The sequence below is a fragment of the Psychroflexus salarius genome (assembly GCF_900129035.1).
Taxonomy (GTDB): Bacteria; Bacteroidota; Bacteroidia; order Flavobacteriales; family Flavobacteriaceae; genus Psychroflexus; species Psychroflexus salarius.
On the sequence record NZ_FQTW01000002.1, the window covers coordinates 242,633 to 268,311 of the forward strand.

General features: G+C 33.8%; 30 protein-coding genes. 8 read left to right on the plus strand and 22 right to left on the minus strand.

Annotated features, from left to right (window positions below):
• Positions 1–2: 2 nt before the first annotated feature.
• Genes rplE through rpsL form a run of 17 tightly spaced genes read right to left on the minus strand, consistent with a single transcriptional unit; the run spans position 3 to position 9,267 of the window.
• A complete protein-coding gene (gene rplE, locus BUB82_RS04380; RefSeq protein WP_073192316.1) occupies positions 3–554 on the minus strand; it encodes a 50S ribosomal protein L5 in 552 nt (183 codons plus the stop codon).
• A gap of 2 nt (positions 555–556) precedes the next feature.
• Complete coding sequence (rplX, locus tag BUB82_RS04385; protein WP_073192317.1) at positions 557–868, minus strand: 50S ribosomal protein L24; 312 nt, start codon at positions 866–868, stop codon at positions 557–559.
• Positions 869–879: 11 nt separating this feature from the next.
• Positions 880–1,248 carry a 50S ribosomal protein L14 gene (gene rplN / locus BUB82_RS04390; protein WP_073192319.1) on the minus strand — a complete coding sequence of 123 codons (369 nt, stop codon included), beginning with the start codon at positions 1,246–1,248 and terminating at the stop codon, positions 880–882.
• 1 nt (position 1,249) lies between these two features.
• Positions 1,250–1,507 (minus strand): 30S ribosomal protein S17, encoded by a 258-nt coding sequence (gene rpsQ, locus BUB82_RS04395; protein WP_073192321.1) that lies wholly within the window; start codon positions 1,505–1,507, stop codon positions 1,250–1,252.
• A 10-nt stretch (positions 1,508–1,517) separates the two neighbouring features.
• A complete protein-coding gene (gene rpmC, locus BUB82_RS04400) occupies positions 1,518–1,709 on the minus strand; it encodes a 50S ribosomal protein L29 (protein WP_073192323.1) in 192 nt (63 codons plus the stop codon).
• A 5-nt stretch (positions 1,710–1,714) separates the two neighbouring features.
• Positions 1,715–2,134: a 50S ribosomal protein L16 gene (gene rplP / locus BUB82_RS04405; RefSeq protein WP_073192325.1), complete on the minus strand. Its 420-nt coding sequence runs from the start codon at positions 2,132–2,134 to the stop codon at positions 1,715–1,717.
• Between the two features lie 21 nt (positions 2,135–2,155).
• The gene (gene rpsC, locus BUB82_RS04410) at positions 2,156–2,863 is read right to left on the minus strand and encodes a 30S ribosomal protein S3 (RefSeq protein ID WP_073192326.1); all 708 of its coding nucleotides are present in this window, start codon (positions 2,861–2,863) and stop codon (positions 2,156–2,158) included.
• 8 nt (positions 2,864–2,871) lie between these two features.
• On the minus strand, positions 2,872–3,279 hold the full coding sequence (rplV, locus tag BUB82_RS04415) for a 50S ribosomal protein L22 (protein WP_073192328.1): 408 nt from the start codon (positions 3,277–3,279) through the stop codon (positions 2,872–2,874).
• A 6-nt stretch (positions 3,280–3,285) separates the two neighbouring features.
• A complete protein-coding gene (gene rpsS / locus BUB82_RS04420) occupies positions 3,286–3,564 on the minus strand; it encodes a 30S ribosomal protein S19 (protein WP_073192330.1) in 279 nt (92 codons plus the stop codon).
• Between the two features lie 5 nt (positions 3,565–3,569).
• Positions 3,570–4,397, minus strand: a complete 828-nt coding sequence (gene rplB, locus BUB82_RS04425; RefSeq protein ID WP_073192332.1) for a 50S ribosomal protein L2 — start codon at positions 4,395–4,397, stop codon at positions 3,570–3,572.
• A 9-nt stretch (positions 4,398–4,406) separates the two neighbouring features.
• The gene (rplW, locus tag BUB82_RS04430) at positions 4,407–4,697 is read right to left on the minus strand and encodes a 50S ribosomal protein L23 (RefSeq protein WP_073192334.1); all 291 of its coding nucleotides are present in this window, start codon (positions 4,695–4,697) and stop codon (positions 4,407–4,409) included.
• A gap of 7 nt (positions 4,698–4,704) precedes the next feature.
• Positions 4,705–5,334 (minus strand): 50S ribosomal protein L4, encoded by a 630-nt coding sequence (gene rplD / locus BUB82_RS04435; protein WP_073192336.1) that lies wholly within the window; start codon positions 5,332–5,334, stop codon positions 4,705–4,707.
• Positions 5,334–5,948 (minus strand): 50S ribosomal protein L3, encoded by a 615-nt coding sequence (rplC, locus tag BUB82_RS04440; RefSeq protein WP_073192337.1) that lies wholly within the window; start codon positions 5,946–5,948, stop codon positions 5,334–5,336. The genes rplD and rplC overlap by 1 nt, the downstream gene beginning before the upstream one ends.
• Positions 5,949–5,970: 22 nt before the next feature.
• Complete coding sequence (gene rpsJ / locus BUB82_RS04445; RefSeq protein ID WP_073192339.1) at positions 5,971–6,276, minus strand: 30S ribosomal protein S10; 306 nt, start codon at positions 6,274–6,276, stop codon at positions 5,971–5,973.
• A gap of 9 nt (positions 6,277–6,285) precedes the next feature.
• Entirely contained in the window at positions 6,286–8,394 is a 2,109-nt protein-coding gene (gene fusA, locus BUB82_RS04450; protein ID WP_073192341.1) for an elongation factor G, read from the minus strand.
• Positions 8,395–8,399: 5 nt separating this feature from the next.
• A complete protein-coding gene (rpsG, locus tag BUB82_RS04455; protein WP_073192343.1) occupies positions 8,400–8,876 on the minus strand; it encodes a 30S ribosomal protein S7 in 477 nt (158 codons plus the stop codon).
• A gap of 16 nt (positions 8,877–8,892) precedes the next feature.
• Complete coding sequence (rpsL, locus tag BUB82_RS04460) at positions 8,893–9,267, minus strand: 30S ribosomal protein S12 (RefSeq protein WP_073192345.1); 375 nt, start codon at positions 9,265–9,267, stop codon at positions 8,893–8,895.
• Positions 9,268–9,468: 201 nt separating this feature from the next.
• Between rpsL and BUB82_RS04465 the strand changes: the two genes are divergently transcribed.
• The 7 genes from BUB82_RS04465 to rlmB all read left to right on the plus strand — a co-directional run bounded on the left by BUB82_RS04465 (position 9,469) and on the right by rlmB (position 20,131).
• Entirely contained in the window at positions 9,469–10,962 is a 1,494-nt protein-coding gene (locus tag BUB82_RS04465) for a BamA/TamA family outer membrane protein (protein WP_143185641.1), read from the plus strand.
• Positions 10,963–11,082: 120 nt separating this feature from the next.
• Positions 11,083–14,163 carry a SusC/RagA family TonB-linked outer membrane protein gene (locus BUB82_RS04470; RefSeq protein ID WP_073192348.1) on the plus strand — a complete coding sequence of 1,027 codons (3,081 nt, stop codon included), beginning with the start codon at positions 11,083–11,085 and terminating at the stop codon, positions 14,161–14,163.
• A gap of 11 nt (positions 14,164–14,174) precedes the next feature.
• Entirely contained in the window at positions 14,175–15,674 is a 1,500-nt protein-coding gene (locus tag BUB82_RS04475) for a RagB/SusD family nutrient uptake outer membrane protein (RefSeq protein ID WP_073192349.1), read from the plus strand.
• 14 nt (positions 15,675–15,688) lie between these two features.
• Positions 15,689–16,441, plus strand: coding sequence for a DUF1735 domain-containing protein (locus BUB82_RS04480; RefSeq protein WP_073192352.1), 753 nt, complete (start codon positions 15,689–15,691; stop codon positions 16,439–16,441).
• Positions 16,442–16,451: 10 nt separating this feature from the next.
• A complete protein-coding gene (locus BUB82_RS04485; protein WP_073192354.1) occupies positions 16,452–17,306 on the plus strand; it encodes a BT_3987 domain-containing protein in 855 nt (284 codons plus the stop codon).
• A gap of 110 nt (positions 17,307–17,416) precedes the next feature.
• On the plus strand, positions 17,417–19,336 hold the full coding sequence (locus tag BUB82_RS04490) for a S8 family serine peptidase (RefSeq protein WP_234949757.1): 1,920 nt from the start codon (positions 17,417–17,419) through the stop codon (positions 19,334–19,336).
• A 63-nt stretch (positions 19,337–19,399) separates the two neighbouring features.
• Complete coding sequence (gene rlmB / locus BUB82_RS04495; protein ID WP_073192357.1) at positions 19,400–20,131, plus strand: 23S rRNA (guanosine(2251)-2'-O)-methyltransferase RlmB; 732 nt, start codon at positions 19,400–19,402, stop codon at positions 20,129–20,131.
• On the opposite strand, the gene BUB82_RS04500 is transcribed toward rlmB, so the two are convergent.
• The gene (locus tag BUB82_RS04500) at positions 20,128–20,886 is read right to left on the minus strand and encodes a rhomboid family intramembrane serine protease (RefSeq protein ID WP_073192359.1); all 759 of its coding nucleotides are present in this window, start codon (positions 20,884–20,886) and stop codon (positions 20,128–20,130) included. The genes rlmB and BUB82_RS04500 overlap by 4 nt on opposite strands.
• Positions 20,887–20,959: 73 nt before the next feature.
• Here BUB82_RS04500 and BUB82_RS04505 point away from each other — a divergent pair, with 73 nt between their 5' ends.
• Positions 20,960–22,246 carry a replication-associated recombination protein A gene (locus tag BUB82_RS04505; protein WP_073192360.1) on the plus strand — a complete coding sequence of 429 codons (1,287 nt, stop codon included), beginning with the start codon at positions 20,960–20,962 and terminating at the stop codon, positions 22,244–22,246.
• Here BUB82_RS04505 and BUB82_RS04510 read toward each other — a convergent pair.
• Genes BUB82_RS04510 through radC form a run of 4 tightly spaced genes read right to left on the minus strand, consistent with a single transcriptional unit; the run spans position 22,243 to position 25,672 of the window.
• The gene (locus BUB82_RS04510) at positions 22,243–23,004 is read right to left on the minus strand and encodes a hypothetical protein (RefSeq protein WP_073192362.1); all 762 of its coding nucleotides are present in this window, start codon (positions 23,002–23,004) and stop codon (positions 22,243–22,245) included. The two genes, BUB82_RS04505 and BUB82_RS04510, sit on opposite strands and share 4 nt — an antisense overlap.
• The gene (locus BUB82_RS04515) at positions 23,004–23,678 is read right to left on the minus strand and encodes a YjjG family noncanonical pyrimidine nucleotidase (RefSeq protein WP_073192364.1); all 675 of its coding nucleotides are present in this window, start codon (positions 23,676–23,678) and stop codon (positions 23,004–23,006) included. Before BUB82_RS04515 ends, BUB82_RS04510 begins: the two co-directional genes overlap by 1 nt.
• On the minus strand, positions 23,678–24,964 hold the full coding sequence (locus BUB82_RS04520; RefSeq protein ID WP_073192365.1) for a DUF7033 domain-containing protein: 1,287 nt from the start codon (positions 24,962–24,964) through the stop codon (positions 23,678–23,680). The genes BUB82_RS04515 and BUB82_RS04520 overlap by 1 nt, the downstream gene beginning before the upstream one ends.
• Positions 24,965–24,967: 3 nt before the next feature.
• The gene (gene radC / locus BUB82_RS04525; protein WP_073192367.1) at positions 24,968–25,672 is read right to left on the minus strand and encodes a RadC family protein; all 705 of its coding nucleotides are present in this window, start codon (positions 25,670–25,672) and stop codon (positions 24,968–24,970) included.
• Positions 25,673–25,679 lie beyond the last annotated feature (7 nt).

Genomic DNA, 25,679 nt, shown 5'->3' on the forward strand with positions numbered 1-25,679 from the left:
AATTACTTCTTTTTAAAGGGTAAACCTAGTTCTGTTAAAAGAGCTTTAGCTTCTTTATCAGTATTTGCAGTGGTAACGAAACTAATATCTAATCCAGAAATTCTATTAACCTTATCGATATTTATTTCAGGAAAGATAATTTGTTCTTTAACACCTAAATTGTAGTTACCACGACCGTCGAAACCATCTGCATTAATACCATTAAAATCTCTTACTCTAGGTAATGCTGATGTAATCAAACGATCTAAAAACTCATACATTCTATAACCTCTTAAAGTTACTTTTACACCGATTGGCATACCTTTACGCAGCTTAAATGATGCGACATCTTTTTTTGAAATTGTTGATACAGCTTTTTGGCCAGTAATTAATGCAAATTCTTCCAAAGAATGATCAATTAATTTTTTATCAGCAATTGCAGCTCCAACACCTCGACTTAAAACAATTTTTTTAAGTTTAGGTACTTCAAATTGATTTGAATAACTAAACTCTTCTTTGAGAGCATTCAAAATTCTATTTGAGTATTCTTCTTTTAATCTTGGTACGTAAGTCATAATTAAATTACTTCTTTAGTCTTCTTAGATATTCTAAGTTTTTTACCATCCTCAAACTTATAACCAACTCTTGTCGTTTGATTGTCTTTAGTAAGTAAAGAAACATTAGAAATATGAATTGGAGCTTCTGTCTTATCAATTCCGCCTTGAGGGTTATTTGCTGAAGGTTTCTTATGTTTAGAAACCATATTGACGCCTTCTACAACAACTCTATCTTTATCCTTAAGGATTTTAATAACTTTTCCATCCTTGCCTTTGTCTTCTCCCGCTATTACGCGGACTTGATCATTGAGTTTAATTTTAAACTTTTTCATGAACTTTAATTTTAAAGCACTTCAGGTGCTAGTGAAACAATTTTCATGAATTGGTTATCTCTAAGCTCTTTGGCAACTGGTCCAAAAACACGAGTACCTCTCATTTCTCCTGTAGGGTTTAAAAGAACGCATGCATTATCATCAAATCTAATGTAAGATCCATCAGGTCTTCTAACTTCTTTGCTTGTTCTTACCACTACGGCTGTTGATACAGCTCCCTTTTTGATATTTCCATTAGGAGTTGCTTCCTTAACACTTACAACGACTTTATCACCAACTGATGCATATCGCCTTTTAGTGCCGCCAAGTACTCTTATAACTAGAACTTGTTTGGCACCAGTGTTATCTGCTACTTTTAATCTTGATTCTTGCTGTACCATTTTATTTTGCTCTTTCTATTATATCAACCAACCTCCAACGCTTTGATTTGCTCAAAGGTCTTGTTTCCATAATTCTGACAGTGTCGCCTTCGTTGCATGAATTTTCTTCATCATGAGCAACATACTTTTTAGTTTTTAAAACGAATTTACCATATAAAGGGTGTTTCATTTTTTTAACTTCAGAAACAACAATAGATTTCTCCATTTTGTTGCTTGTAACGACACCAATACGTTCTTTTCTTAAATTTCTTTTTTCCATTTAATTAGAATTATTCTAATTCCCTTTTTGAAAACTCTGTATTGATTCTAGCAATAGTTTTTCTCATTTTATTAATCTCAGATGGATTATCTAATGGAGATAACTGATGTGTTAGCTTTAGATCTTTTAATTTAGCTTGACTATTTACTAACGCATCTTTTAAGTCAGATACAGATAATTCTTTAATTTCAGACTGCTTCATAATTATTATTCTTGATAGTCTCTAGCTACAATAAACTTAGTTTTAACTGGCAGTTTTTGTGCTGCAAGACGCAATGCCTCTTTAGCAACATTTAGTGGTACTCCACCAATTTCAAATATAATACGACCAGGTTTAACTACAGCAGCGTAATATTCAACAGAACCTTTACCTTTACCCATACGTACTTCAAGAGGCTTTTTTGTGATTGGCTTGTCTGGGAATATTTTAATCCATAACGAACCTTCTCTCTTCATATAACGGGTAGCAGCAATACGAGCTGCTTCAATTTGACGTGAATTTATAAAAGTAGAATCTAAAGATTTAATACCAAATGTACCATTAGAAAGTCTATGACCTCTTCCGGAAACACCTTTCATTCTTCCCTTTTGATGCTTACGATATTTTGTCCTTTTTGGCTGTAACATGATTTAATCTTTTATGATTAATTACTTTCTACGTCGTGCTTTACGACGTGCTTTTCCTTTGCTTTCATTTTTAGAAAGACCAACTAATGGAGACAGCTCACGTTTACCATAAACCTCTCCTTTCATGATCCATACTTTAACACCTAGCCTACCATAAGTTGTATGGGCTTCTACTAAGGCGTAATCAATGTCAGCTCGAAAGGTTGATAGAGGAATTCTTCCTTCTTTGTAAGACTCTACACGTGCCATTTCAGCGCCGTTTAATCGTCCTGCAATTTGAATTTTGATTCCTTCAGCATTCATTCTCATAGCTGCAGCAATAGCCATTTTTGTTGCACGTCTATAAGATATACGATTCTCAATTTGTCTTGCCACACTGGTAGCAACTAACTGAGCATCAAGTTCAGGTCTTTTAATTTCAAAAATATTAACCTGAACTTCTTTGTCTGTGATTTTCTTAAGCTCTTCTTTCAACTTGTCTACCTCTTGACCACCTTTCCCGATAATAATACCAGGTCTAGCGGTAGTGATAGTAACGGTTACAAGTTTAAGCGTACGCTCAATAATCACCCTCGAAACGCTAGCTTTTTGGAGACGGGCATGAATATACTTACGTATTTTATCATCTTCAGCTAGGTTATTACCATAATCTTTTCCTCCATACCAGTTAGATTCCCAACCTTTAATGATTCCAAGTCTATTACCTATCGGATTTGTTTTTTGTCCCATAATTCTCCTTAGCTTTGCGTATTATTGTTTTCACCAAGTATCAACGTTACATGGTTTGATCTTTTTCTAATTCTATGAGCCCTTCCTTGTGGAGCTGGTCTTAATCGCTTCAACATACTAGCACTATCAACCTTTATTTCACTAATAAATAAATTAGCAGACTCAACATCAGCATCTTCATTTTTAGCTTGCCAATTAGCAATAGCAGATAGCAGTAATTTTTCAACTCTACCTGAAGCCTCTTTAGTTGAAAACTTCAATATATTTAAGGCATCATTTACTGATTTCCCTCTAACAAGGTCAGCTACAAGTCTCATCTTTCTAGGTGAAGTTGGACAATTATTCAACTTTGCAAATGCTAGATTAGCTTTAGCTTCTTTTAGCTTTGCAGCACTTTCTCTTTTTCTAACTCCCATGACTTATTACTTTTTACCCTTATTTTTAGAACCCTGATGACCTCTAAAAGTTCTAGTTGGTGAAAATTCTCCTAATTTATGGCCTACCATATTTTCTGTAATAAAAACCGGAACAAACTGTCTCCCATTATGAACACCTACAGTTTGACCAACAAAGTCTGGAGTAATCATAGACGCTCTAGACCAAGTCTTAATAACAGATTTTTTTCCTGACTCAACATTTTGAGCAACTTTTCTTTCTAATTTATAATGGACAAATGGTCCTTTTTTTAATGAACGAGCCATATCAATTATTTCTTTTTACGTTCTAAAATATGCTTACTGCTAGACTTTGTTTTTGATCTAGTCCTAAAACCTTTTGCAGGTATACCATTACGAGATCTTGGATGCCCTCCAGAAGCTCTACCTTCACCACCACCCATTGGGTGATCAACTGGATTCATTACCACAGGTCTAGTTCTAGGTCTTCTACCTAACCATCTACTTCTACCAGCTTTACCCGAAATGCAAAGCTGATGATCACTATTAGAAACCGCACCGATTGTAGCTAAACAGTCCGCAAGAATTAATCGTGTCTCGCCAGAAGGTAATTTAATAGTAACATACTTACCTTCTTTAGCCATTAATTGAGCAAAAGTCCCTGCACTTCGTGCCATAATAGCACCTTGACCAGGCCTTAACTCAACACAGGAAATAATTGTCCCAAAAGGAATTTTAGATAACGGCATTGCATTACCTATCTCTGTAGGAACATTATCTTTTCCAGAAAGAACAGATTGACCTACTTTTATACCGCTTGGAGCGATAATATATCGCTTTTCACCATCAGTGTATTTCAATAATGCAATAAAAGCTGTCCTATTAGGGTCATATTGTATTGACTCTACAGTTGCTTCAACACCTTGCTTATCACGCTTAAAATCTATAAGCCTATATCTTCTCTTATGACCACCACCGATGTAGCGCATAGTCATTTTTCCTTGATTGTTACGACCACCAGACTTTTTTAACGGTGTCAACAAAGACTTTTCCGGCTTATCAGCTGTGATAATGTCGTTATTATTCACAACTTTAAAACGCTGGCCTGGAGTATTTGGTTTTAATTTTCTAACCGACATTTTATCTTATTAAAGATTATTATATAAATCTAATGTATCTCCTTCCGCTACTTTAATCATAGCTTTTTTGTACGCATTAGTCTTACCTGAGACAATACCTGTCTTAGTATATCTTGTTTTGTATTTAGGTAAAACCCTAAGAGTTCTAACCTTATCTACGCTAACATTATAAGTTGATTCAATTTCATTCTTAATCTGAACCTTGTTAGCCTTAACATCAACCAAAAAAGTAAAAGTATTTTGCACTTCACTTTGATCTGTTGACTTTTCTGTGATTAATGGTTTTAAAATTACACTCATAATTAGATTATTTACCTAAAATATCTTGTAAAAATTCGACTTGCGCTTCAGAAATAAAAACAAAATTAGAATTCAACAAAGTATAAGTGTTTAATTCTGAATGCTTTACTACTTTAGTGCGGTCTAAATTTCGCGACGACAAATATACATTTTTATTATTGTCTGTCAACACAAATGTTGATTTTTTATTTTCAACATCAAATGATGATAAGACTTTTTTAAATTCTTTAGTTTTTGGTGATTCAAAAGTAAAGTCCTCTACAATAAAAAGTTGTTTGTCTGCAAGTTTCTGTGACAAGGCAGATTTACGCGCTAGACGCTTAAGCTTTTTATTAAGTTTTTGACTATAATCCCTTACTCTTGGACCAAAAACACGACCACCACCTTTAAATATAGGTGATTTAATACTACCTGCTCTAGCAGTTCCAGTACCTTTTTGCTTTTTAATTTTACGAGTACTACCTTTAATCTCAGCTCTTTCTTTAGCTTTATGCGTTCCTTGTCTTAAATTAGCTAAATGCTGTTTAACATCAAGATACATTGCATGATTATTTGGCTCAATTCCAAAAACACTATCAGAAATATCAATATTTCTGCCTGTTTCTTTACCATTAATATCTAATACTGCTACTTTCATTATTTAAGAATAGTTACATAAGAGTTTTTATGTCCAGGTACACATCCTTTTACTACTAAAAGGTTTTTCTCTGGAACTACTTTTAAAACTCTAAGATTTTGAACTTTTACTTTTTTGTTTCCCATTTGTCCAGCCATACGCATCCCTTTAAAGATTCGAGCTGGATATGAAGCTGCACCGACTGATCCAGGTGCTCTCAACATGCTTTGCTGACCATGAGTTCTTTCTGAACCGCTAAAACCGTGTCGTTTAACAACACCTTGGAAACCTTTACCTTTAGAAGTACCACTTATGTCAACAAATTCACCTTCGGTGAAGATATCAACAGTAATGTGATCTCCTAATTTAAATTCTTCTTCGAAACCTTGGAACTCAATAACTTTTCTTTTGACAGAAGTACCAGCTTTTTTAAAGTGACCTAAGTCAGCCTTGGTGGCATTTTTGTCTGATTTGTCATCGAAACCAAGTTGAAGAGCATCATACCCGTCAACCTCACTGGTTCTGACTTGGGTAACGGCACATGGACCAGCTTCGATTACTGTGCATGGAATATTTTTCCCATTTTCATCGAAAAGGCTTGTCATACCGATTTTTTTTCCTATTAACCCAGACATATTTATAATTATTAATTAGTAATTAAACTTTTATTTCAACTTCTACACCACTCGGCAGCTCAAGCTTCATCAAAGCATCAATAGTCTTTGAAGATGAACTGTAAATATCAAGTAACCTCTTGTATGAATCAAGCTGAAATTGCTCTCTTGCTTTTTTATTAACGTGCGGTGACCTAAGAACAGTAAATATCTTTTTCTTAGTCGGTAACGGTATTGGACCAGTAACCACAGCACCAGTAGTTTTTACGGTCTTCACAATTTTTTCTGCAGATTTATCTACTAAATTGTGATCGTAAGATTTTAATTTTATTCTAATTTTTTGACTCATGACTTCTTATTATTCGTTTGAACCTGTTGCCGCTTTGATTACTTCTTGAGAAATATTAGACGGTGTTTCTTGGTATTCAGAAAACTCCATTGTTGAAGTTGCTCGACCAGACGATAATGTTCTTAAAGTAGTAACATAACCAAACATTTCAGATAACGGTACGTCTGCTTTAATAATTTTTGCACCCGAACGATCTGACATGTTATTAACTTGACCTCTTCTTCTATTTAAGTCACCTACAATATCACCCATGTTTTCTTCGGGGGTAACAACCTCTACTTTCATAATAGGCTCAAGAACGACAGCCCCAGCTTTTTTTGCAGATGCTTTATAACCCATTTTCGCAGCTAATTCAAATGACAATTGATCTGAATCAACAGGATGGAATGATCCATCTTTTAAGGTAACTTTTAAAGTATCCATTCTAAAGCCTGCTAAAGGTCCGTTTTTCATAGCTTCTTCAAAACCTTTTTGAACAGATGGTATAAATTCTTTAGGTATACGACCGCCTTTAATTTGATCTACAAACTGAAGACCTGTACCTTCAAAATCGTCATCAACTGGACCCATTTCAAATACAATGTCGGCAAACTTACCACGTCCACCAGATTGCTTTTTATAAACTTCACGATGTTCTGCAGACTTTGTAACTGCTTCTTTGTATTCAACTTGAGGCTCACCTTCATTAACTTCAACCTTAAATTCACGTTTTAGACGATCCACTAAGATTTCGATATGAAGCTCTCCCATTCCCGATATAATTGTTTGACCAGAAGCATCATCAGTCTTAACTTGGAATGTTGGATCTTCTTCAGCTAATTTACCTAAAGCAACACCCAATTTTTCAACATCTGCTTTTGTTTTCGGTTCAACCGCAATACCAATAACTGGATCAGGAAAAGTCATGGACTCAAGAACAATTGGATGATTTAAATCCGTTAAGGTATCACCAGTTTTAATATCTTTAAAACCAACAGCAGCGCCTATATCACCAGCTTCAATTTTATCTATCGGCTGTTGTTTATTAGAGTGCATTTGGTACATTCGAGAAATACGCTCTTTTTTACCAGAACGGTTATTTAATACATATGAACCAGCATCTAAAGTACCTGAGTATGTTCTAAAAAAAGCTAAACGACCAACAAAAGGATCGGTAGCAATTTTAAAAGCAAGTGCAGAAAACGGAGAGTCTACATTAGGCTTTCTAACTTCTGGCTCTCCAGTAGTTGGATTTTCGCCCTCGATAGCTTCAACATCAATTGGCGAAGGTAAGTATCTCATCACAGCATCAAGCATTGCCTGAACACCTTTATTTTTAAAGGCTGAACCACACATCATTGGTATAATGGACATGTCAATAGTTGCAGCTCTTAAAGCAGCGATGATTTCATCTTCTGTGATAGAATTTTCATCTTCAAAGAATTTCTCCATCAATTCCTCATCATATTCCGCAACAGCTTCAACTAATTCTGCTCTGTATTTATCAACATCAGCTTGTAATTCAGCAGGAATATCAATTTCCTCATAAGTCATTCCGAAATCTTCTTCATTCCAGATAATAGCTTTCTTAGAAATTAAATCAACCACACCTTTAAAGTCAATTTCATCACCAATAGGAACCTGTAACGGCACCGGATTGCCGCCTAACATTTCTTTAACTTGCTTACACACATTAAAGAAGTTTGCACCTTGGCGATCCATTTTGTTCACAAAACCTAATCTCGGTACTCTGTATTTATCGGCTTGTCTCCAAACTGTTTCAGATTGTGGTTCAACACCATCAACCGCACTAAACAAAGCAACTACACCATCAAGCACACGCAAAGAACGTTCAACTTCAACTGTAAAGTCAACGTGACCCGGCGTATCAATAATGTTTACTATGTACTCATGGTCTTTGTAAGGCCAAGTACAGTGTGTTGCAGCCGAGGTAATTGTAATACCACGTTCTTGCTCTTGCTCCATCCAGTCCATAGTTGCCGCCCCATCATGAACTTCACCTATTTTATGACTAATACCTGTGTAATACAAAATACGTTCAGTAGTCGTGGTTTTACCTGCATCAATGTGAGCAGCAATTCCGATATTTCTAGTAAATTTTAAATCTCTTTGTGCCATTATTTTTAGAATCTAAAATGTGAAAATGCTTTATTGGCTTCTGCCATCTTATGGGTATCAACACGTTTCTTAACCGCAGCACCTTCTTCTTTAGCCGCAGCAAGAATTTCAGCTGCTAATTTAGCTGACATTGTTTTTTCATTACGCTTTCTTGAATATCCAATTAACCATTTCATAGCAATTGATATTTTTCTGTCAGGTCTAATTTGAGATGGGATTTGAAATGTAGCACCACCAACACGTCTACTTTTAACTTCAACGTGAGGCATAACATTTGACAGAGCGTCTTTCCACAACTCTAGCGCAGTTTTTTCATCATCCTGTTTTTTATCTTCTACAATATCCATTGCATCATAAAAAATCTTAAACGCAATTGATTTTTTACCATCCCACATCATCATATTTACAAATCTAGTAACGAGTTGGTCGTTAAACTTTGGATCTGGCAATAATGGTCTTTTTTTGGCTTGTCTTTTTCTCATGTCTCTGCTTTAAGATTTATTTTTTTGGACGTTTTGCACCATACTTAGAGCGTCTTTGTAAACGACCTTCAACACCAGCCGTATCTAGAGCACCACGAACAATGTGATACCTAACACCTGGTAAATCTTTTACTCTACCACCTCTAACTAATACTATCGAGTGCTCTTGAAGATTGTGACCCTCACCTGGAATGTAAGCGTTTACCTCTTTACCATTTGTCAACCTTACCCTAGCTACTTTTCTCATAGCTGAATTAGGTTTTTTTGGTGTAGTTGTGTAAACACGCGTACAAACTCCACGACGTTGAGGGCAAGAATCTAAGGCAGCCGATTTACTCTTCTTAGTCATCGAGCGTCTTCCTTGTCTTACTAACTGTGAAATTGTTGGCATAATTTTACTTAAATTATTTATTCTTAATTTTTAAGGTTTGCAAATGTATTAAAATATATTTAGCCAACAAATTTTAAATCATTAATTTTCAAGCCGAAAGAAACACATAACCCGTTGAAAAGAATTTTATTTATTCGCATCTGTCTTTGCGCAATTTTGATAGTATGCGCTGGAAGAACTGAAGCACAGCAAATCAGTTTTTTGGATTCAATTTCATCTGAAATTGAAAAAATTAATTTGATAAAATCTGAAATTGAAAGAATAAATAAGAAAAAAGCACTTATCTCCTATTTAAATCAGAATAGCTTTCCATTTGCGAAAATAGACTCATCAACAAACAAAATTATCTTTGGCGAAAAGATCAAACAAATCATTGCCAAACCACATGATAAGTTAACAAGGAAAATTTTAGACAACAAAACTATTCAAGTTGAAACTTTAAGTGCATTTAATACTGAAATAGATAAACTCAAAAAGCGTTTAACAAATAAAGGCTATCCATTTGAAAACATCTCAACCAAATTGATTGAAATCGAAAATCAAGTTTTATACATATATATAAGTATCGAAATACGTAACAAAAGAATTATTGACGAGGTAGTTATTAAAGGTTACCAAAACCTACCTAAACGACTCATCAAAAATAAGATTAACAATCTTATAATGAAAAACAAAAAAGTAGACCTAATCAAAGAACTCAAATTCTTTGAACAAGAGCTCCCGATTAAATTAAGGACTGAAATTAATTACCTTTACAAAAAAGATACTACCAAATTATTTATTTACGCAGACAAAAAGCTTGAAAATGAATTTAGTGGAATATTAGGGTTTTCAAATGAAGACAACAATTTTGAATTAAATGGTAACGCTAATCTCAAACTTCAAAATCTAATTAACTTAAACGAAAAACTTAGGCTTCAATACAACAACACTAACTCCGATCAAGAAATCATCGACCTAAACTTAGGTCTTCCCTTTTTATTGAACACACCCATTAAAAGCGAAACAAGGTTTCATATATTTAACCAAGATAGCACTTTTAGCAACACAACATTTGAACAAAATTTAAACTATATAGTTAATAAAAAGATTAAACTAGGCCTACTTTACAATTCAGAAACGTCGAATAACACCATCAACTCTAACGAAGATTTCAACTATAATGGAATTGGCCTAACATCGCAAATTAGCTTTGATGATTACGGAACACTCAGCTTAAGAATGCAAACTGGAGAACGAAAAACAGAATTAAAAAAAACAAGAAGCAGAATTAAACTAGCTTACAATAACACATTAAAATTTAACAAACTTTATTCTACTGAAGTTAACATCAACTTTGCAGAAACTTACGCAGATGATTTTTTTGAAAGTGAAGTATTTAGGATTGGTGGTATTCATGATTTAAGAGGCTTTTTAGAAAACAGTATAATAGCAACACAGTATTCGTTAATGAAAATCAACCATAACTTTAAACTAACAGAAGAACTTACAACACTAGTGACAACTGATTTTGGACAAACTAGAAACAAATTAAATTTAAACAACGCTCTGTACTTTTACAGTTTTGGCTTTGGGCTAAGTTTAAAACAAACTAAATCTAACATAAGAATAATTCTAGCTAATGGATTTTCAAATAGACAAAATTTTGATGCTCAGGATACGAAAATTCACATTGTGTTGAGTAGTTATTTTTAATTTAAACATAAAATATGTTAAGATTTAACACCTTTAATTTTAAATTAATGTAAAAAAATGTTGTGCAATTAAGTATTTATTTACATTTTTGGCATTGGCTAATTCAAATAAATTAATAAAATGAAAACAAAATTTAGTGGATTTCTGACACTTTTACTAGTGTTAGCAGTGCAAATTGGTTTTGCACAAACTAAAACAGTGACAGGTAATGTTACTGATGCAGACGGTTTACCACTTCCCGGGGTAAACATCCTTGTTAAAGGTACAAACACGGGAACACAGTCTGACTTTGATGGTAAATACTCTATTAAAGTATCAGCTGACCAAACGCTTGTGTTTAAATACTTAGGTTTTAAAACACAAGAAATTCCAGTTGGAAGCAAATCAACCGTAGATGTTAGTATGGTTGTAGATGCTGCTGAATTAAGTGAAGTGGTGGTTACAGGTTACACAACTACAACTAAAACCAAATCAACTGTAGCTTCACAAACAATTTCAGCAAAAACTATTGAAAACAGACCAAACGCATCATTTGTGCAGACTTTATCTGGACAAGTTGCCGGTTTGAATATTACAACTGCTTCAGGACAACCTGGTGCTAATTCAACTGTAAATCTCCGTGGTGTTTCTTCTATTAATGGTAATACTGAACCGCTATTTATTATCGATGGCGCTCCAGTTGATGAGGACAACTTTAGAAGTTTAAACCCGCAAGACATCGCAAGTATTGATGTTCTTAAAGATGCTGCTGCAACTGCAATTTATGGTAATAGAGGTGCTAATGGTGTTATTATTATTAAAACAAGAACTGGTGAATATAATTCTGATTTAAAGATTAATTATACAGGTATCATGAGTTTTAATTCATTACAAGATAATGATTATGATTTAATGAATTCACAAGAGCAATTAAGACTTGCTAGAGATCTTAATTTAGGATATTCTGCAGGTATCGCCGGACCTACATTACAACGACCATGGTTGCCAAGATGGATTAATAGAGACCGACAGCCAGGACCTTTGACAGACGAAGAGATCGCAAGTGCACCGACATTTGACTGGTCTGATTTTTTCTTTGATGCTGGTCTTTCAGAAAACCACACATTGAGCTTGTCAAGCGGTAGTGCAAACACTACACAGTTTACATCTATTGGTTACAACAATACAGACGGTATTCTACAAGATTCAGATTTAAAACGTTTTAACATTAGAAACAATATAAGTGGTCGTTCAAAAAATGATAAATTTAACTACAGTACAAATTTATCACTGAATTATTCTGAGTCTAACGAGCCTAATTCTATTGGTGGTTCAGGAATTAACCGAAATTATATATTGGGTGCTTATCAGTCTGCACCATACGTAACACCAGGAGATTACACAAATGGTGAAGATTTAACTGAAGGACTATCGTTTGTAAATACGCCTTTATTCTTACTAGATAGATTAAATACTTATACTAGAAAAGAAGAGGAAATTAAAATCATTGGATCAATTAATGCTAGTTATCAAATTACTGATGATTTACAATTTAGATCGGTCAGTTCAATGGATTATCAAAATGAAATCTTAACAAGAGCTGAAGGCCCTGAATCATTTAATGCCATATTGTTTGCACAGACTGGTAATGAAACACCTGGTTTTCAACAACAAAACTCAAGAAGAGTTTTTTCTTTTAATCAATTAACTTCTCTTAATTATTCTAAAACATTTAATGAAAAACACTCTTTAAGTGCAGGTTTATTTAGCGAGTATTTCAAAGCGCACTTAAGAAGCTTTGGCTATTTTGCAGAAGGATTAGACCCTAAAACATTCTATCCTGGAGATGGTGCTGGTTTCGTTGGCGATAACGCCGCTAATGACTTTTTTGTAGATGATGGAACAGCCTTAATTAGGAATGCAGGTTTATTTTCATATTTCGGTCAAGTAGACTATGATTATGCCGAAACATATGGTGTTCAAGCAACAGTTAGACGTGATGCATCTTACAGATTCGCAGATTCGAATACCTGGGGTACATTCTGGTCTGCATCTGCACGCTGGAATATTAACAATGAAGAATTCATGAAAGGTGTAGATTTTGTGGATGTTTTAAAACTAAGAGTTTCTTATGGTACTGCAGGTAACCAAAGAATTAACGGAGGTACATATTTTACCACTCCTGATGCTACAAGAAGTCTTTTCGCAACAGGAACTGGTTATGGTGGTGCAAACTCGGTATTTTTATCTCAAATTGGAAATAATACTTTAAGATGGGAGACTGTGGCTACTACAAACCTAGGTTTAGACTTTGAATTATTTGATTCTAAACTTAGAGGTTCTGTGGATGTTTATAACAGAGAAACAACCGATTTATTTCAAGGCACACCAATTTCAGCTATTAATGGAGCTACTTCTATTAACGCTAACACAGGTAGTTTAACTAATAAAGGGGTTGACTTCAACTTAAATTATGATGTTGTAAGAAGCGTAAAGCCAGGTGACCTTAACATCAATGTAAGCCTAGTCGGTAATTACAACTCAATTGAATTACAAGATTTACCAAGTGATGATGGAGAAATAATTGGAATTGGTCGTAATGGTGGTAAATTATTTGAATATTATAATGTGCGCTATGCAGGTGTTAACCCAGCTAATGGTAACTTATTATTTTTAGATGCTGATGGCAACTTGACAGAAAACCCTGACCCAGATGCAGACAGAGTTTGGTCAGATAAAAATATTATCCCAGATATGAATGGTAGTTTTGGGCTAAATATTGATTATAAAAACTTTTTCTTACAAACTCAATTCAATTACGTCATTGGGGTAGATAGATTCGATAATGATCTAGCTGGATTCCAAGATTTTACAGATGCAGGCCAATTTAGAAATAGTAGAGATTTATTAAGAGCATGGACACCAAATAATAGGGTAACTGATATCCCTAGAGCAGACACTGCACTGCAAACCTTTGCTAATACAGACAGATACTTAAGAGATGCAGATTTTCTAAGATTAAGATTCTTATCTTTTGGATATAGTGTTCCAAATAATGTATTGAAGGACACTGGAATATCAAATGCTAGAGTGTTTGTTAATGGTGAAAATCTTGTCACATTCACTGAGTGGAGAGGATTTGACGCAGAGGCCGATAGTAATACAAGTAGAATTTATCCAACACCTAGAACCATTTCGTTAGGATTAGAGTTAAGTTTATAAAAACAAATAAAATGAAAACATTAAATAAAATATTTTTATTAGGCTTTATCATCTCTCTTATGAGTTGTGAAGACGCCTACGAAATTGATCAACCCGGTCGATTGACAGTTGAAGCCACATTTGAAACTGTTGATGATTTACAGTTGGGATTGTTAGGAGTTTACGATAGATTAGATGCAACTCCTGAAATTGCATTAAGTGCTAATTTCACAGATGAAATTTCAATTGGTTTTGACAGTGGTGGACAAGGTATACTGCTGTATAATTTCCAACTAAATGCAGCAAGCGCAGCTGCATCAACGTTTTGGACCAAGAATTATTTCGGTTTAAACGCAGCTAATCGTGTATTAGAAGCAGCTGAACTGATTGAACCAGAACCTGGACAAGAAGATCAGTACAATAGCATTGTAGGTCAAACCAGAGCGCTGAGGGCATACATGCACTTCGAATTATTAACATACTTTTCTACAGACCTAAAAGATGATTCTGCACTTGGTGTAATACTAATGGACTATGTCCCAGGTATTGATGAACTAAAGATGAGAAATACCAATGGAGAGGTATTTAATGTAATAGAAAGTGACCTAGAATTTGCATCAAACAATATTGATCCGAGTCTAGGTGATGTTACCTTTTTTACAAGAGATGCTGTAAAAGCGCTTCAAGCTAGAATCGCTGCATTCAGAGGTGAGTATGATGTTGTTGAAACTATTACAGAAGACTTATTAACAACATATAACATTGCTGATGCAAATACATATGCAAGTATGTTTTTAGATGATCCGCAATTAGTAGGTGAAACTATTTTTAAGCTTGAAAGAGCAATAGGCGATAACTACGACGGTCAAGGTAGTACAGGCTCAGTAGCAGCTGGTGGCTGGGCTGGAGCTGTGTTTGCTTTTGTTGACAGTACAATTGATGGATCACCATATTTTGAAATGAGTCGTTCATTGTTTGAATTATATGATCCAAACGGTGTTAGAAGATTCGTAAATCTAGATCCATCATCTGTGATATTCCCAGCACCAGGTGGCTCACCAATACCAACTGAGGATATACTTGTGATTAGAAAATATCCTGGCGGAGGACAACCATTATTAAATGACTTGCAAATATTTAGAGCTGCTGAAATGCACTTACTACTCGCAGAAGCTAAAGCATACCAAGGTGCTTTTGTTGAAGTTCAAAATTTAATCCAAGAACTTAGAACCGCTAGAGCTGATGCAGCAACAGTAGATGAGCCAACCACGACAGCTGAAGCTTTAGGTCTAATATTAGAAGAGAGACGTAAAGAATTCTCTTTCGAAGGTCATAGATATAGAGACTTAAAAAGAATTGGTCCAGATGCCTCTGGCCCAAGTGCAAGTGTTGACAGAGCAGATAATGACTGTTTACCAAATGGTGGAAATTGTACGCTTGAACCAACAGATTATAGGTTCACTCTTCCTCTACCAATTGTTGAATTCAATGCTAATCCTGATTTAAGACAACAACAAAATCCAGGATATTAACAAGCTAAGCGAACATGAAAAATATTTTTAAAATATTTACAATTGCAATCCTTTTCGCAACTTTCACTAGTTGCGAAGAGGATGTTGTTGTATTTGATGCAATAAATGGACAAGAAGCCTATTCGTTTAGTGCTGAAAGAAAAACCATAACAAATTGCGATCCTAATACAACAATCACAGTAGAATCTACAATTAAGACAAATTCTGATAGAACAATCAACTTAAGTGTAGATGAGACCTCAAATGCAAGCCCATCGCATTATGAATTACAAAGTTCAGTAACAATACCGGCAGGTGAATATATAGGATCTGCAGACTTAAGCTTAAACTTTGATGAAGTTGCACCAGGATCTTCTAACGAGTTAATCATTAATCTTGAGAATCCTTCTGGAACTATAATTAGCGCTAGAGGAAAACAGACTATTGCGTATGAAGGTGTTTGCACACTAAATAGTGTGAGACTAGACATAGCGTTTGATGATTACCCTGAAGAAACTGCTTGGTTTTTAATTGATGGAAGTGGCCAAGTTGTGGCTGACAGTGGCGGAAGTTTCGGAACATATGCAGACCAAACATCTTATTCTGAAAGTTTTTGTTTACCTTCGGGATCTTATACCTTTGAAATATATGATCAATTTGGTGATGGAATATGCTGTGCATATGGGAATGGTAGTTACAATTTAACGTTAGTAACTTGTGAAGGAGAATCAAATATATTATCAGGTGGTGAGTTTGGTCAATTAGAATCGACACCATTTGATTTATAAATAAATTATTATGAAAAAAATATTTAGAACGATAACAACACTAGCATTAATTTTATTAATAGCTTCTTGTGAAGAAGACCCAGTTGTATTTGACAATATAAACGGGCAAACTATGTTAAAATTTGATGAAAGTACATCAGTACCATTTTCATTGGAAATCGGTACTACAGAGACACTTAGTTTAACACTAAGCTCAAGTGTAGTTTCAGATGTTGACAGAACTGTAAATTTAAGTGTCAATGAGGATTTAACAACTCTTCCTGCTGATGCTTATAATTTTGACACAAATGCTGTAATACCTGCTGGTGAATACTCAACTGAGGTTGAATTTACAATAACAGATACTAACTTAGATTTTACACAGACGTTTGACCTAGTATTAAATTTAGAAGGCAGCTCAGAATCTTTGAACTTAAGCATTCCAGAACCAACTCAAACAATATCAGTTAGTATTACTTGTCCAATCCCTAGCGACTTTATGGTAGGTGATTACGAAATCGCTGATGTATCAGGGGCTATCGGCCCAGCAAATGGAACATCGAATTTTGCTCCAGGTGTAGTTACTCTTGAGGCAAACGGAAGTACAAGAACATTTACAAGTCAAGTATTACCAGCTTTTAATGAGGAAATTGAAAATATAACAATTAACTTAAATTGTGATGTATTTCAAATTGGTGATGTAGACCCTAGTTTGGCTTGTACATCTGGTGTAAGTTACATTTTTACAGCAACAGATAGAGATGACTCTTCTACTTACAATGTAAATGGAAGTGATGAATCTTTTATAATTAATTACATTGAAGATCCTGAAGGCTCATGCGGTGGTCCCTTTATATCTTCATTTAGTTTAACAAAAATTAATTAGTGTTTTATTCATCTTAATGAAAAAAGGAGGTAAACTATGTCGTTTACCTCCTTTTTAACATTATTGTAGATAAATAAAAATTACAAATTAGTATATTTGAAATAAAAGTCATGAATAGAATATTATTTATATTAGTTCTAGTAACAGCTTTCAGTTATTCTCAAACAAAAGAACAATTTAGAGAAATTAAAAACTCGTATGATGTTAAACTAATTGAGAAAAATTTAAATGAGGTAAAAAAAATTGAAAATGAAAGACATCAAAGGGTAAATCAATATTTATTAGAAAACCCACAAACACCTCGCAAAATAATTAAGGGAAATCAAATTTCAGTAATACATGATATACAAGATAATATTCCAATATATAGATCGAATCTGAACGTTAATGCTGCAGAAGCTACAAGAACAAATTTTCTCCAAACAGGTGGCAGTTTAAATTTAAACCTCGAGGGCGAAAACATGTTTATAGGCATCTGGGAAGTTGGTGGAAAATCTAGAACAACACACCAAGAATTTCAAACGGCTTCAGGTAGTAAAATAATTTTTTCAGATGCAGGAAATGATATAACATATCACTCTACACATGTATCAGGCACAATGGTTGCTACTGGTTTAGTACCTGATGCAAAAGGCATGGCTCCGAAAGCCACACTAAGATCGTATACAGCATCGGCAGATGCAAGTGAAGCTGGTAGCGAAGCGAGTAATGGTCTACTAATTTCTAACCATTCTTATGGTGTACCAGTTGAAAACGTAAACGCTGAATTCATGGGTAGATATAATAATGATGCCAGAGCATGGGATTTAATACATAACAGTAGCCCTTATTATCTTGCGGTATTTTCAGCTGGTAATGATGGCAATGAAACATATAATGGTGGTATAAGATTCGGATACGATAAATTAACTACTGAAAAAAATTCTAAAAACAATTTAGTTGTAGCTAATGTAGAAAATGTTAATTTAGATTCCAATGGAGATGTAATTAACCCACCATTTGGTAGCTCTCAAATACAAATAAACAGTACAAGCAGTCAAGGTCCTACAGATGATGGAAGAATTAAGCCAGATATATCAGGTTTAGGTACTGACATATATTCTACATCTAGTAATGGCGATAATAGCTATGGTTTTTCATCAGGAACTTCAATGTCTGCACCAAATGTAGCTGGTAGTTTATTATTGCTTCAAGAATTATACAATAATCAAAACCAAGAGTTCATGAGATCTGCAACAATAAAAGCATTAGTTTTAAACACAGCTAGTGATGCTGGAAATGTTGGTCCTGACGCTATCTATGGTTGGGGATTACTTAATTCTAGAGATGCAGCTAACACAATACTAAATGAAGTAAATAATGAATCAATAATTTCAGAAGAGACACTTACTTCAAATGAAATAAAAACATTTGAGGTTACTTGTAAAGGTGGAGAAGATTTAAAGGTAATGATTGTTTGGAACGACCCAGCAGCTAATGCAACGACTAGTAATACTCCGAACGATCCTACACCAAAACTAGTAAATGACCTAGACCTTAGAGTAGAAAATAGCTCACAGACTTATTTACCTTGGAAACTTGATTTAAATAATGTAGCAGGACCTGCAAATCAAGTTGATAATGATGTGGATAATGTAGAACAAATAATTATTGATAATCCAAATCAAGGTGAAGTTTTCACAGTTACAATATCTCACAAGGGTATTCTTGATAGCGGTGTTCAAGATTATAGTATTGTCATCAATGGAATTAACGCGCACACATTAAACGCTTCAAATTTTGAAAATAAGCAACAAATATCAATTTGGCCAAACCCGGTTAGAAATCAATTAAACATTACAAGTTTATCAGATTTTGAAAACAATGTAGAAGTTAAAATTTACGATATCAGTGGACGTTTAGTAAAGTCTGTAGCTGAACAATCTACGAATACGATAAAAGTGAATACATCAAATTTAATTAAAGGTGTCTACTTAGTTAATATTACTGATGGACAAAATACCATTCAAAAGAAAATTATAAAAGAATAAAACGAGTTTATTCTTTTACAAAACTTAAGGCTAGCATATCTTTGCTAGCCTTAATTGTTTAACATGGAAAAAGACAAGATTATTTTTGGTGCTCATAGTATTAACGAAGCCTTAAACGAAGCTGTAGATATTGATAAAATACACGTTAACTTAGCTACAAAGGGTAAATACAATGATATTGTATCAAAAGCTAAGGCACAGCATATAAAGGTAAGCTTTGTACCACATCAGAAATTTAAGAAATATGAACATCTCAACCACCAAGGAATTTTAGCCTTTGTAGCTTCAATTAGTTACAGAGAACTTGAGGAAACAGTTGAAGCTATTCTTAAAGCCAATCCTAAACCAACTTTTTTGCTACTTGACGGTATAACTGATGTAAGAAATTTTGGAGCAATTATAAGAACAGCTGAATGCACAGGGATTGACGCAATTATTATCCCGACACAAGGTAGCGCTACAATCACTAAAGAAACCATTAAGACTTCAGCAGGCGCTGCATTTAAAATTCCTATCATCAAGGTTGCCCATATTAAAGATGCCATCTTTTATTTACAATCATCAGGAGTGGAACTAATCGGTGCCAGCGAAAAATCAGAAACATCAATCACAGAAGTTAACTTCAACAAAGCCAACGGTATAATTATGGGTAGCGAAGGCAAGGGAATTCAACCAAGTATTTTAAAAATGTTAGATGTCAAAGCTAAAATTCCAATGACCGGTGAAATTAATTCATTGAATGTATCAGTTGCATGTGGAATGTTCCTCTATGAAAATTTGAAACAAAAAGGCTAATTCACTTCATCATCAACCGAGTTTCTAGAGCTTTCATCAAAATACCAGTCTATTTCAGTTGAAGTCCCTAGTGTAGTAGTAATGCTTTCATTTTCAGCTGTATCAATAGGATTAAAATTACCATGCTCATCAAATTGCTGCATAAATTCAGTTTCAAAAGTTGTTTCGTCTTCTTTTTTTGGCTTGTGCAATTCAACTTTAGCCACTTCCGGTTTAACAAAATAACTAATTAAAAAACCTATTATAAAACCTGATAAATGACCTTCCCAAGAAATACCTTCTTTATAATTAGGTAAAGTTCCCCAAACCAAACTGCCATAAACAAAAACAACTGATAAAGCTAAAGCGATTAAACGATAACTTTTAGATTTAATTCCGTTGAAAAACAAGAAACTAGCTAAAAAATAAATCAAACCGCTTGCGCCAATATGATAAGATTCTCGACCAATAAGCCAAGTTAATAATCCAGAAAAAAAGTAGCCTTGTAACAAAACTGACAAATGCTTTTGCTTATAAAAAAAAGCCAAGGCTGAACTTAGTATAACAATTGGCAGACTATTGCTGTATAAATGATTAATACCAGAGTGTATAAAACCCGAAGTTAAAATACCAACAAGGCCTTCAAATGTTCGAGGAAAAACACCAAAATTATTAAAATTTAGATGATAGCGAATCTCAACCCAATAGACCAACCATATAATGAGTAAAAGTATGAGTGGTAAAAAAATAAAACGATATCTAGAATAAAAGTTCATAATATTAATATAGCAATAAATCATCCAAACACAAAGAAGTGTAAAACTGTCAGTAAAATTGTAATTTTACCTTATGAATAATACACCACTAGCTGAACGACTTAGACCAAAAAAACTTGAAGATTTTCTTAATCAAGAGCATTTAGTAGGTGCTCAGGGCTCTGTTAAGAAATTACTTGATAATAAGGTGTTACCTTCACTTATTTTCTGGGGACCGCCTGGTGTTGGAAAAACAACATTGGCTAATATTATTGCTGAAACAACAAAACGACAGTTTTTTACACTTTCAGCCATCAATAGTGGTGTTAAAGATGTACGTGAAGTCATTGAAAAAGCTAAACAGAATAATGGATTATTTGCTTCGAACCAAAACCCTATTCTATTTATAGATGAAATTCATCGGTTTAGTAAATCCCAACAAGACTCATTATTATTAGCAGTAGAAAAAGGTTGGATTACACTGATAGGCGCTACAACTGAAAACCCAAGTTTTGAAGTTAATGCTGCACTACTATCTAGATGTCAAGTCTTCACACTAAATGCGTTTAATCAAGAAAATTTAAAGCAATTACTTGATAAAGCAATCAGCACAGATGAAATTTTAAAAGCAAAAGATATCTATATTAAAGAGTATGAAGCCTTGATAGGGCTAAGCGGTTTTGACGCTCGTAAACTCCTCAATAATTTTGAAATTGTGGTCAATGCTTTTAGCGCTTCCGAGAAAATAGAGATTACTAACAATAAGGTAAAAAATAGCTTACAACAAACAAGTTCACGCTATGACAAAAATGGCGAGCAACATTATGACGTGATTTCAGCCTTCATTAAATCAATACGAGGTAGCGATGTTAATGCAGGCGTCTATTGGTTAGCTCGCTTATTGGATGGTGGCGAAGATGTTAAGTTTATTGCTAGAAGATTAATTATTCTTGCGAGCGAAGACATTGGTTTGGCAAATCCGACTGCATTAGTTATGGCTAACAATACTTTTCAAGCGGTCAATTCAGTAGGTATGCCAGAAGCCCGAATTATCTTAAGCCAATGCGTGATCTATTTAGCCAGTTCACCAAAAAGCAACTCGTGTTATATAGCTATTAATAAAGCCATGATGGCAGTGAAAGAACATTTGAATGCTGAAATACCACTATCATTAAGAAATGCACCTACACAACTGATGAAGGATTTAGGTTATGGCAACAACTATAAATATGCTCACGATTATAAAAATAATTTTGTTGAGCATGAATTTATGCCTGAGCAACTGAAAAACAAAAGCTTTTATAAACCAAGTGAGAACCCTAAAGAACTTCAATTAAAGCAAAAACTTAAAAAACAATGGGGAAAGAAATATGAATTTTAAAGCTTTTTGAATACTATTGACTTAGTTGAGGGCTCAGTTTGATTATCATCCCTATATTCAACAATAAGGTCTCCATTTGGCTTAAAATAAGCAGCTCCAACAAAGTTATTAGTGGTAAATATATAAGTACCTCGATCAGCTTTATCAAGTGTAGCATATTCAGATTGATCTTTTGAAGCAACTAATTTATAATTTTTTGCATCTTCTATAAGCCAAAATATTTCTCCCCTATATTTATAATTAATTTTCTTTGAACTTTTAATGAGTTCTTTTGAGATTTTTTTACTAGGTTTTGAGTTAGAAATACTTGGCTGATTATTTGGTTGCTTAAGATCAAGTATCGAAAAGCCTAAAAAGGTATTCTTGAGCGCCTCAGTGTATGAATCCTTAAACTTCTTCTTCCGACTCTCACCTACACCTGAAGTATAAACCACTTGTCCGTTACAATTGATCAAGTTAAATTGTAAGCGCTTTCTCATGAAAGAGTCAATCTCATTAAGCTGAAATTTCAATAATTGGCAAGGTGATTTTAAAACTTCTAAGGGCAAGTCTTCAACATCCATATAGACTTCAAAACCTTCTTCTTGAAGCAATACACGTGCTAAAATATTAAGCTGAAATTGGTTATTTTCTTCAAAAAAGCTAAACTTATAAGGAACTTCAATGTATTTATAATCGTGATTAGTAGTTTTAGGCTGAGCATTTACAGAAAAAGTTAATAGAGATATAAAACAGGTGATAAGTAAGTATGTTCTCATTATAAAATATGTTTTAATTCAGACAAACACTGAATTGACTTGCCTTCAAAGGTATTATCTTTTCCGAAAAAAATACTAGACATACCAACTTTTTCAGCTCCTTCAATGTCTGCCTCTAGGTTATCGCCAATCATAACACTCTCATTTTTTGAAGCCTTTGCCAAATCTAATGCATGATTAAATATGGCAGGATCTGGCTTCTTGACGCCGACATCTTCAGAAGTGGTGACTGTCTTGAAAAAGTTTATAATTCGGGAAGACTTCATTTTACGGTATTGAACACTTCTAAATCCATTGGTGATTAAATGTAGCTGATAAGTTTCTTGCAAATGCTCTAAAGTCTCAATAGCATAAGGAAACAAATGATTAAAATCAGATAAATGTTCAATATAAGACTCTGAAAGTGCAATGACTAGATTTGGTTCTGCTTTGAAGTTTAACACTTCAAAAGCTTCATTTAATCGGGCATATCGTAAATCTTCCTTTGAGATTTTATTCTCCCTAAACAACTTCCAATATTTTGCATTAATCGGTTCGTAAACTGGTAAAAATTCACTTAAATTAAGTTCAACATGGTGTTTTTTAAAAATAGACTCAAAAGTTAAACCTGAATTTTTATCAAAATCCCAAAGCGTATGGTCTAAATCGAAAAAGATATGTTTAAGATGTTTCATTAAGAAAGTTTATCAAGTAATTTAAATAACTTATTTTTTAGGTAATCTTCACTAAAATCTGCATTTGAAACCACTAAATAAAGTGGCAGATGATGTTTTTTTAGCACTGATTTTAATCTCAATAGTTGTGCTTCTAAACCACTAAAGTTTGCTTTTTCAAGCAATTTACTATTCATCACATAAGGCGTGAGTTTTAACTTAGAAACTTGCTCTAAACTCAAATCATAAAAATAAAAAGGCGTTGCTGTTCCTGCACGGTAACCAAGTTGATTAGGATAACCCATAGAAAAGTCTTGCTGAATTTCAAGTTTATTTAAAAACTCAAAAGTAGTCGGAAAATTAATCCCGTAATTTTTAATAAGTGAAGAGTTTAAATTTCTGTTTACAATGGCTTGCCATCGTTTTTTTTCTTTACTTAATATTTTTATATCCTGAATAGCTTCAAAACCGGGTAAAATTCCTAACTGAGAATAATCTCCCATTGATTTTATTAACTTATGATAAATGCGCTTATGATGACTTATGCTTTTAGAATTCCTGGTATAATTGCTTAGTTGAAAGAAAAAATGAGTTGAAATATTATGCTTTCTGGCAAACAAAATTAATTCGTCGTAAACGTCATATGGATCTTTAGATAGCCGAAGTATTGATTTTATACGATAATAAATAGATTTAAATTTTAAGTTGAAAATATCACGAAAACTAGCACCGACAAGCCTTACAAATCCACGATGATTGTAAGCAAAAGCCTCAGCAATAGCGATATTTAACTGCAGTGAATATTTAGAAGTTGTAGGTTGTAAATCAAATTTTTTAGCCAAAATTGCTTTAAATTGTGCGGCCCAAATTTCAACTACCGGAAGATGTAAAAACTGTTTTTGATAAGCTAAAGATTCTTCAAAAGGATAACATGAAAACTCATTTTTAACATGTGGTTGATACTCTTCATAACGACTCAATAGATAAAAGCTTGCTGAAAAAATATCAAATGGTAAATCACTATCGTTAGAAACTCTAAAAAAGCATGGAACATCTAGATCTTCCCAGGTCTCTACAATAATACTAACATCTGAGATACCTTGTTCTTCAAGCAAACCAAATTGTTGAATAAACACCTCATTACCTAACCTATTCTTAGCATACGAAAACTTTACGCCTTGAAAGGCAATAAAATTTTCAACTTTTGATGTAAATTTAACTTTAAAGCCTAATAGTTCACCACAAATTTGATCAAAAATGTAATGCAATCGAGATGTATTTTGGGGAACATAAACAAGAATTTCCATAAATTAAATCAAAGCTTCATCTGCGAAACTAAAGTAAGATTTTTCTGTGATAATCAAGTGATCAAGTAATTTTATATCTAAAATTTTACCAGCCTGTTTTATTTTATCTGTAATCGCTTTATCAGACTGACTAGGCTTTAATGTTCCTGAGGGATGATTATGAGCCAAAATAATACTAGTCGTATTTTGAGCTATCGCTTTTTTAAATAATAAACGAGTGTCTACCATTGTACCTGTAATACCGCCTTTACTCAAGTGATGTTTATATATAATTTTGTTAGAATTATTGAGCATAAGTACCCAAAACTCTTCATAATCTAACTCGCCTATAATCGGTTGCATAACTTCAAAAACATCCTGACTAGAGCTTATTTTTTCTAGTTCAAGTGCATCTTCTAAGCGCCGACGCCTACCTAACTCTATCGCCGCTATAAGGCTTATAGCTTTTGCTTCACCAATACCTTTAAATTGCATAAACTCTTCAACACTAGCTTTAGAAAGGTGTTGTAATTTATGCTGATAACTTTGTAATATGCGCTGGCACAGTACAACAGCCGATTCATTTCTATTGCCAGAGCCAATAATAATCGCTAGTAATTCAGCATCAGTTAAGCTATTTTTTCCTTTGGCTAATAACTTTTCACGCGGACGATCATCTGCAGATAGAGATTTGATGCTTAAGTTTGTAGTTTGGTTAGTTGTTTTCATTCTGATA

Excerpts from the sequence above, each read along its gene's own strand:
- rpsL (WP_073192345.1), bottom strand. The coding sequence starts at position 9,267 with ATGCCAACAATTTCACAGTTAGTAAGACAAGGAAGACGCTCGATGACT.
- rplW (WP_073192334.1), bottom strand. The coding sequence starts at position 4,697 with ATGAGTGTAATTTTAAAACCATTAATCACAGAAAAGTCAACAGATCAA.
- rpsJ (WP_073192339.1), bottom strand. The coding sequence starts at position 6,276 with ATGAGTCAAAAAATTAGAATAAAATTAAAATCTTACGATCACAATTTA.
- BUB82_RS04480 (WP_073192352.1), top strand. The coding sequence starts at position 15,689 with ATGAAAAATATTTTTAAAATATTTACAATTGCAATCCTTTTCGCAACT.
- rplE (WP_073192316.1), bottom strand. The coding sequence starts at position 554 with ATGACTTACGTACCAAGATTAAAAGAAGAATACTCAAATAGAATTTTG.
- rplB (WP_073192332.1), bottom strand. The coding sequence starts at position 4,397 with ATGTCGGTTAGAAAATTAAAACCAAATACTCCAGGCCAGCGTTTTAAA.
- rpsC (WP_073192326.1), bottom strand. The coding sequence starts at position 2,863 with ATGGGACAAAAAACAAATCCGATAGGTAATAGACTTGGAATCATTAAA.
- rpsS (WP_073192330.1), bottom strand. The coding sequence starts at position 3,564 with ATGGCTCGTTCATTAAAAAAAGGACCATTTGTCCATTATAAATTAGAA.
- BUB82_RS04475 (WP_073192349.1), top strand. The coding sequence starts at position 14,175 with ATGAAAACATTAAATAAAATATTTTTATTAGGCTTTATCATCTCTCTT.
- BUB82_RS04520 (WP_073192365.1), bottom strand. The coding sequence starts at position 24,964 with ATGGAAATTCTTGTTTATGTTCCCCAAAATACATCTCGATTGCATTAC.
- rlmB (WP_073192357.1), top strand. The coding sequence starts at position 19,400 with ATGGAAAAAGACAAGATTATTTTTGGTGCTCATAGTATTAACGAAGCC.
- rpmC (WP_073192323.1), bottom strand. The coding sequence starts at position 1,709 with ATGAAGCAGTCTGAAATTAAAGAATTATCTGTATCTGACTTAAAAGAT.
- rplX (WP_073192317.1), bottom strand. The coding sequence starts at position 868 with ATGAAAAAGTTTAAAATTAAACTCAATGATCAAGTCCGCGTAATAGCG.
- BUB82_RS04515 (WP_073192364.1), bottom strand. The coding sequence starts at position 23,678 with ATGAAACATCTTAAACATATCTTTTTCGATTTAGACCATACGCTTTGG.
- BUB82_RS04490 (WP_234949757.1), top strand. The coding sequence starts at position 17,417 with ATGAATAGAATATTATTTATATTAGTTCTAGTAACAGCTTTCAGTTAT.
- BUB82_RS04500 (WP_073192359.1), bottom strand. The coding sequence starts at position 20,886 with ATGAACTTTTATTCTAGATATCGTTTTATTTTTTTACCACTCATACTT.
- BUB82_RS04485 (WP_073192354.1), top strand. The coding sequence starts at position 16,452 with ATGAAAAAAATATTTAGAACGATAACAACACTAGCATTAATTTTATTA.
- BUB82_RS04505 (WP_073192360.1), top strand. The coding sequence starts at position 20,960 with ATGAATAATACACCACTAGCTGAACGACTTAGACCAAAAAAACTTGAA.
- radC (WP_073192367.1), bottom strand. The coding sequence starts at position 25,672 with ATGAAAACAACTAACCAAACTACAAACTTAAGCATCAAATCTCTATCT.
- rplD (WP_073192336.1), bottom strand. The coding sequence starts at position 5,334 with ATGAAAGTAGCAGTATTAGATATTAATGGTAAAGAAACAGGCAGAAAT.
- fusA (WP_073192341.1), bottom strand. The coding sequence starts at position 8,394 with ATGGCACAAAGAGATTTAAAATTTACTAGAAATATCGGAATTGCTGCT.
- rpsG (WP_073192343.1), bottom strand. The coding sequence starts at position 8,876 with ATGAGAAAAAGACAAGCCAAAAAAAGACCATTATTGCCAGATCCAAAG.
- BUB82_RS04510 (WP_073192362.1), bottom strand. The coding sequence starts at position 23,004 with ATGAGAACATACTTACTTATCACCTGTTTTATATCTCTATTAACTTTT.
- rplV (WP_073192328.1), bottom strand. The coding sequence starts at position 3,279 with ATGGGAGTTAGAAAAAGAGAAAGTGCTGCAAAGCTAAAAGAAGCTAAA.
- rplP (WP_073192325.1), bottom strand. The coding sequence starts at position 2,134 with ATGTTACAGCCAAAAAGGACAAAATATCGTAAGCATCAAAAGGGAAGA.
- BUB82_RS04470 (WP_073192348.1), top strand. The coding sequence starts at position 11,083 with ATGAAAACAAAATTTAGTGGATTTCTGACACTTTTACTAGTGTTAGCA.
- rpsQ (WP_073192321.1), bottom strand. The coding sequence starts at position 1,507 with ATGGAAAAAAGAAATTTAAGAAAAGAACGTATTGGTGTCGTTACAAGC.
- rplN (WP_073192319.1), bottom strand. The coding sequence starts at position 1,248 with ATGGTACAGCAAGAATCAAGATTAAAAGTAGCAGATAACACTGGTGCC.
- rplC (WP_073192337.1), bottom strand. The coding sequence starts at position 5,948 with ATGTCTGGGTTAATAGGAAAAAAAATCGGTATGACAAGCCTTTTCGAT.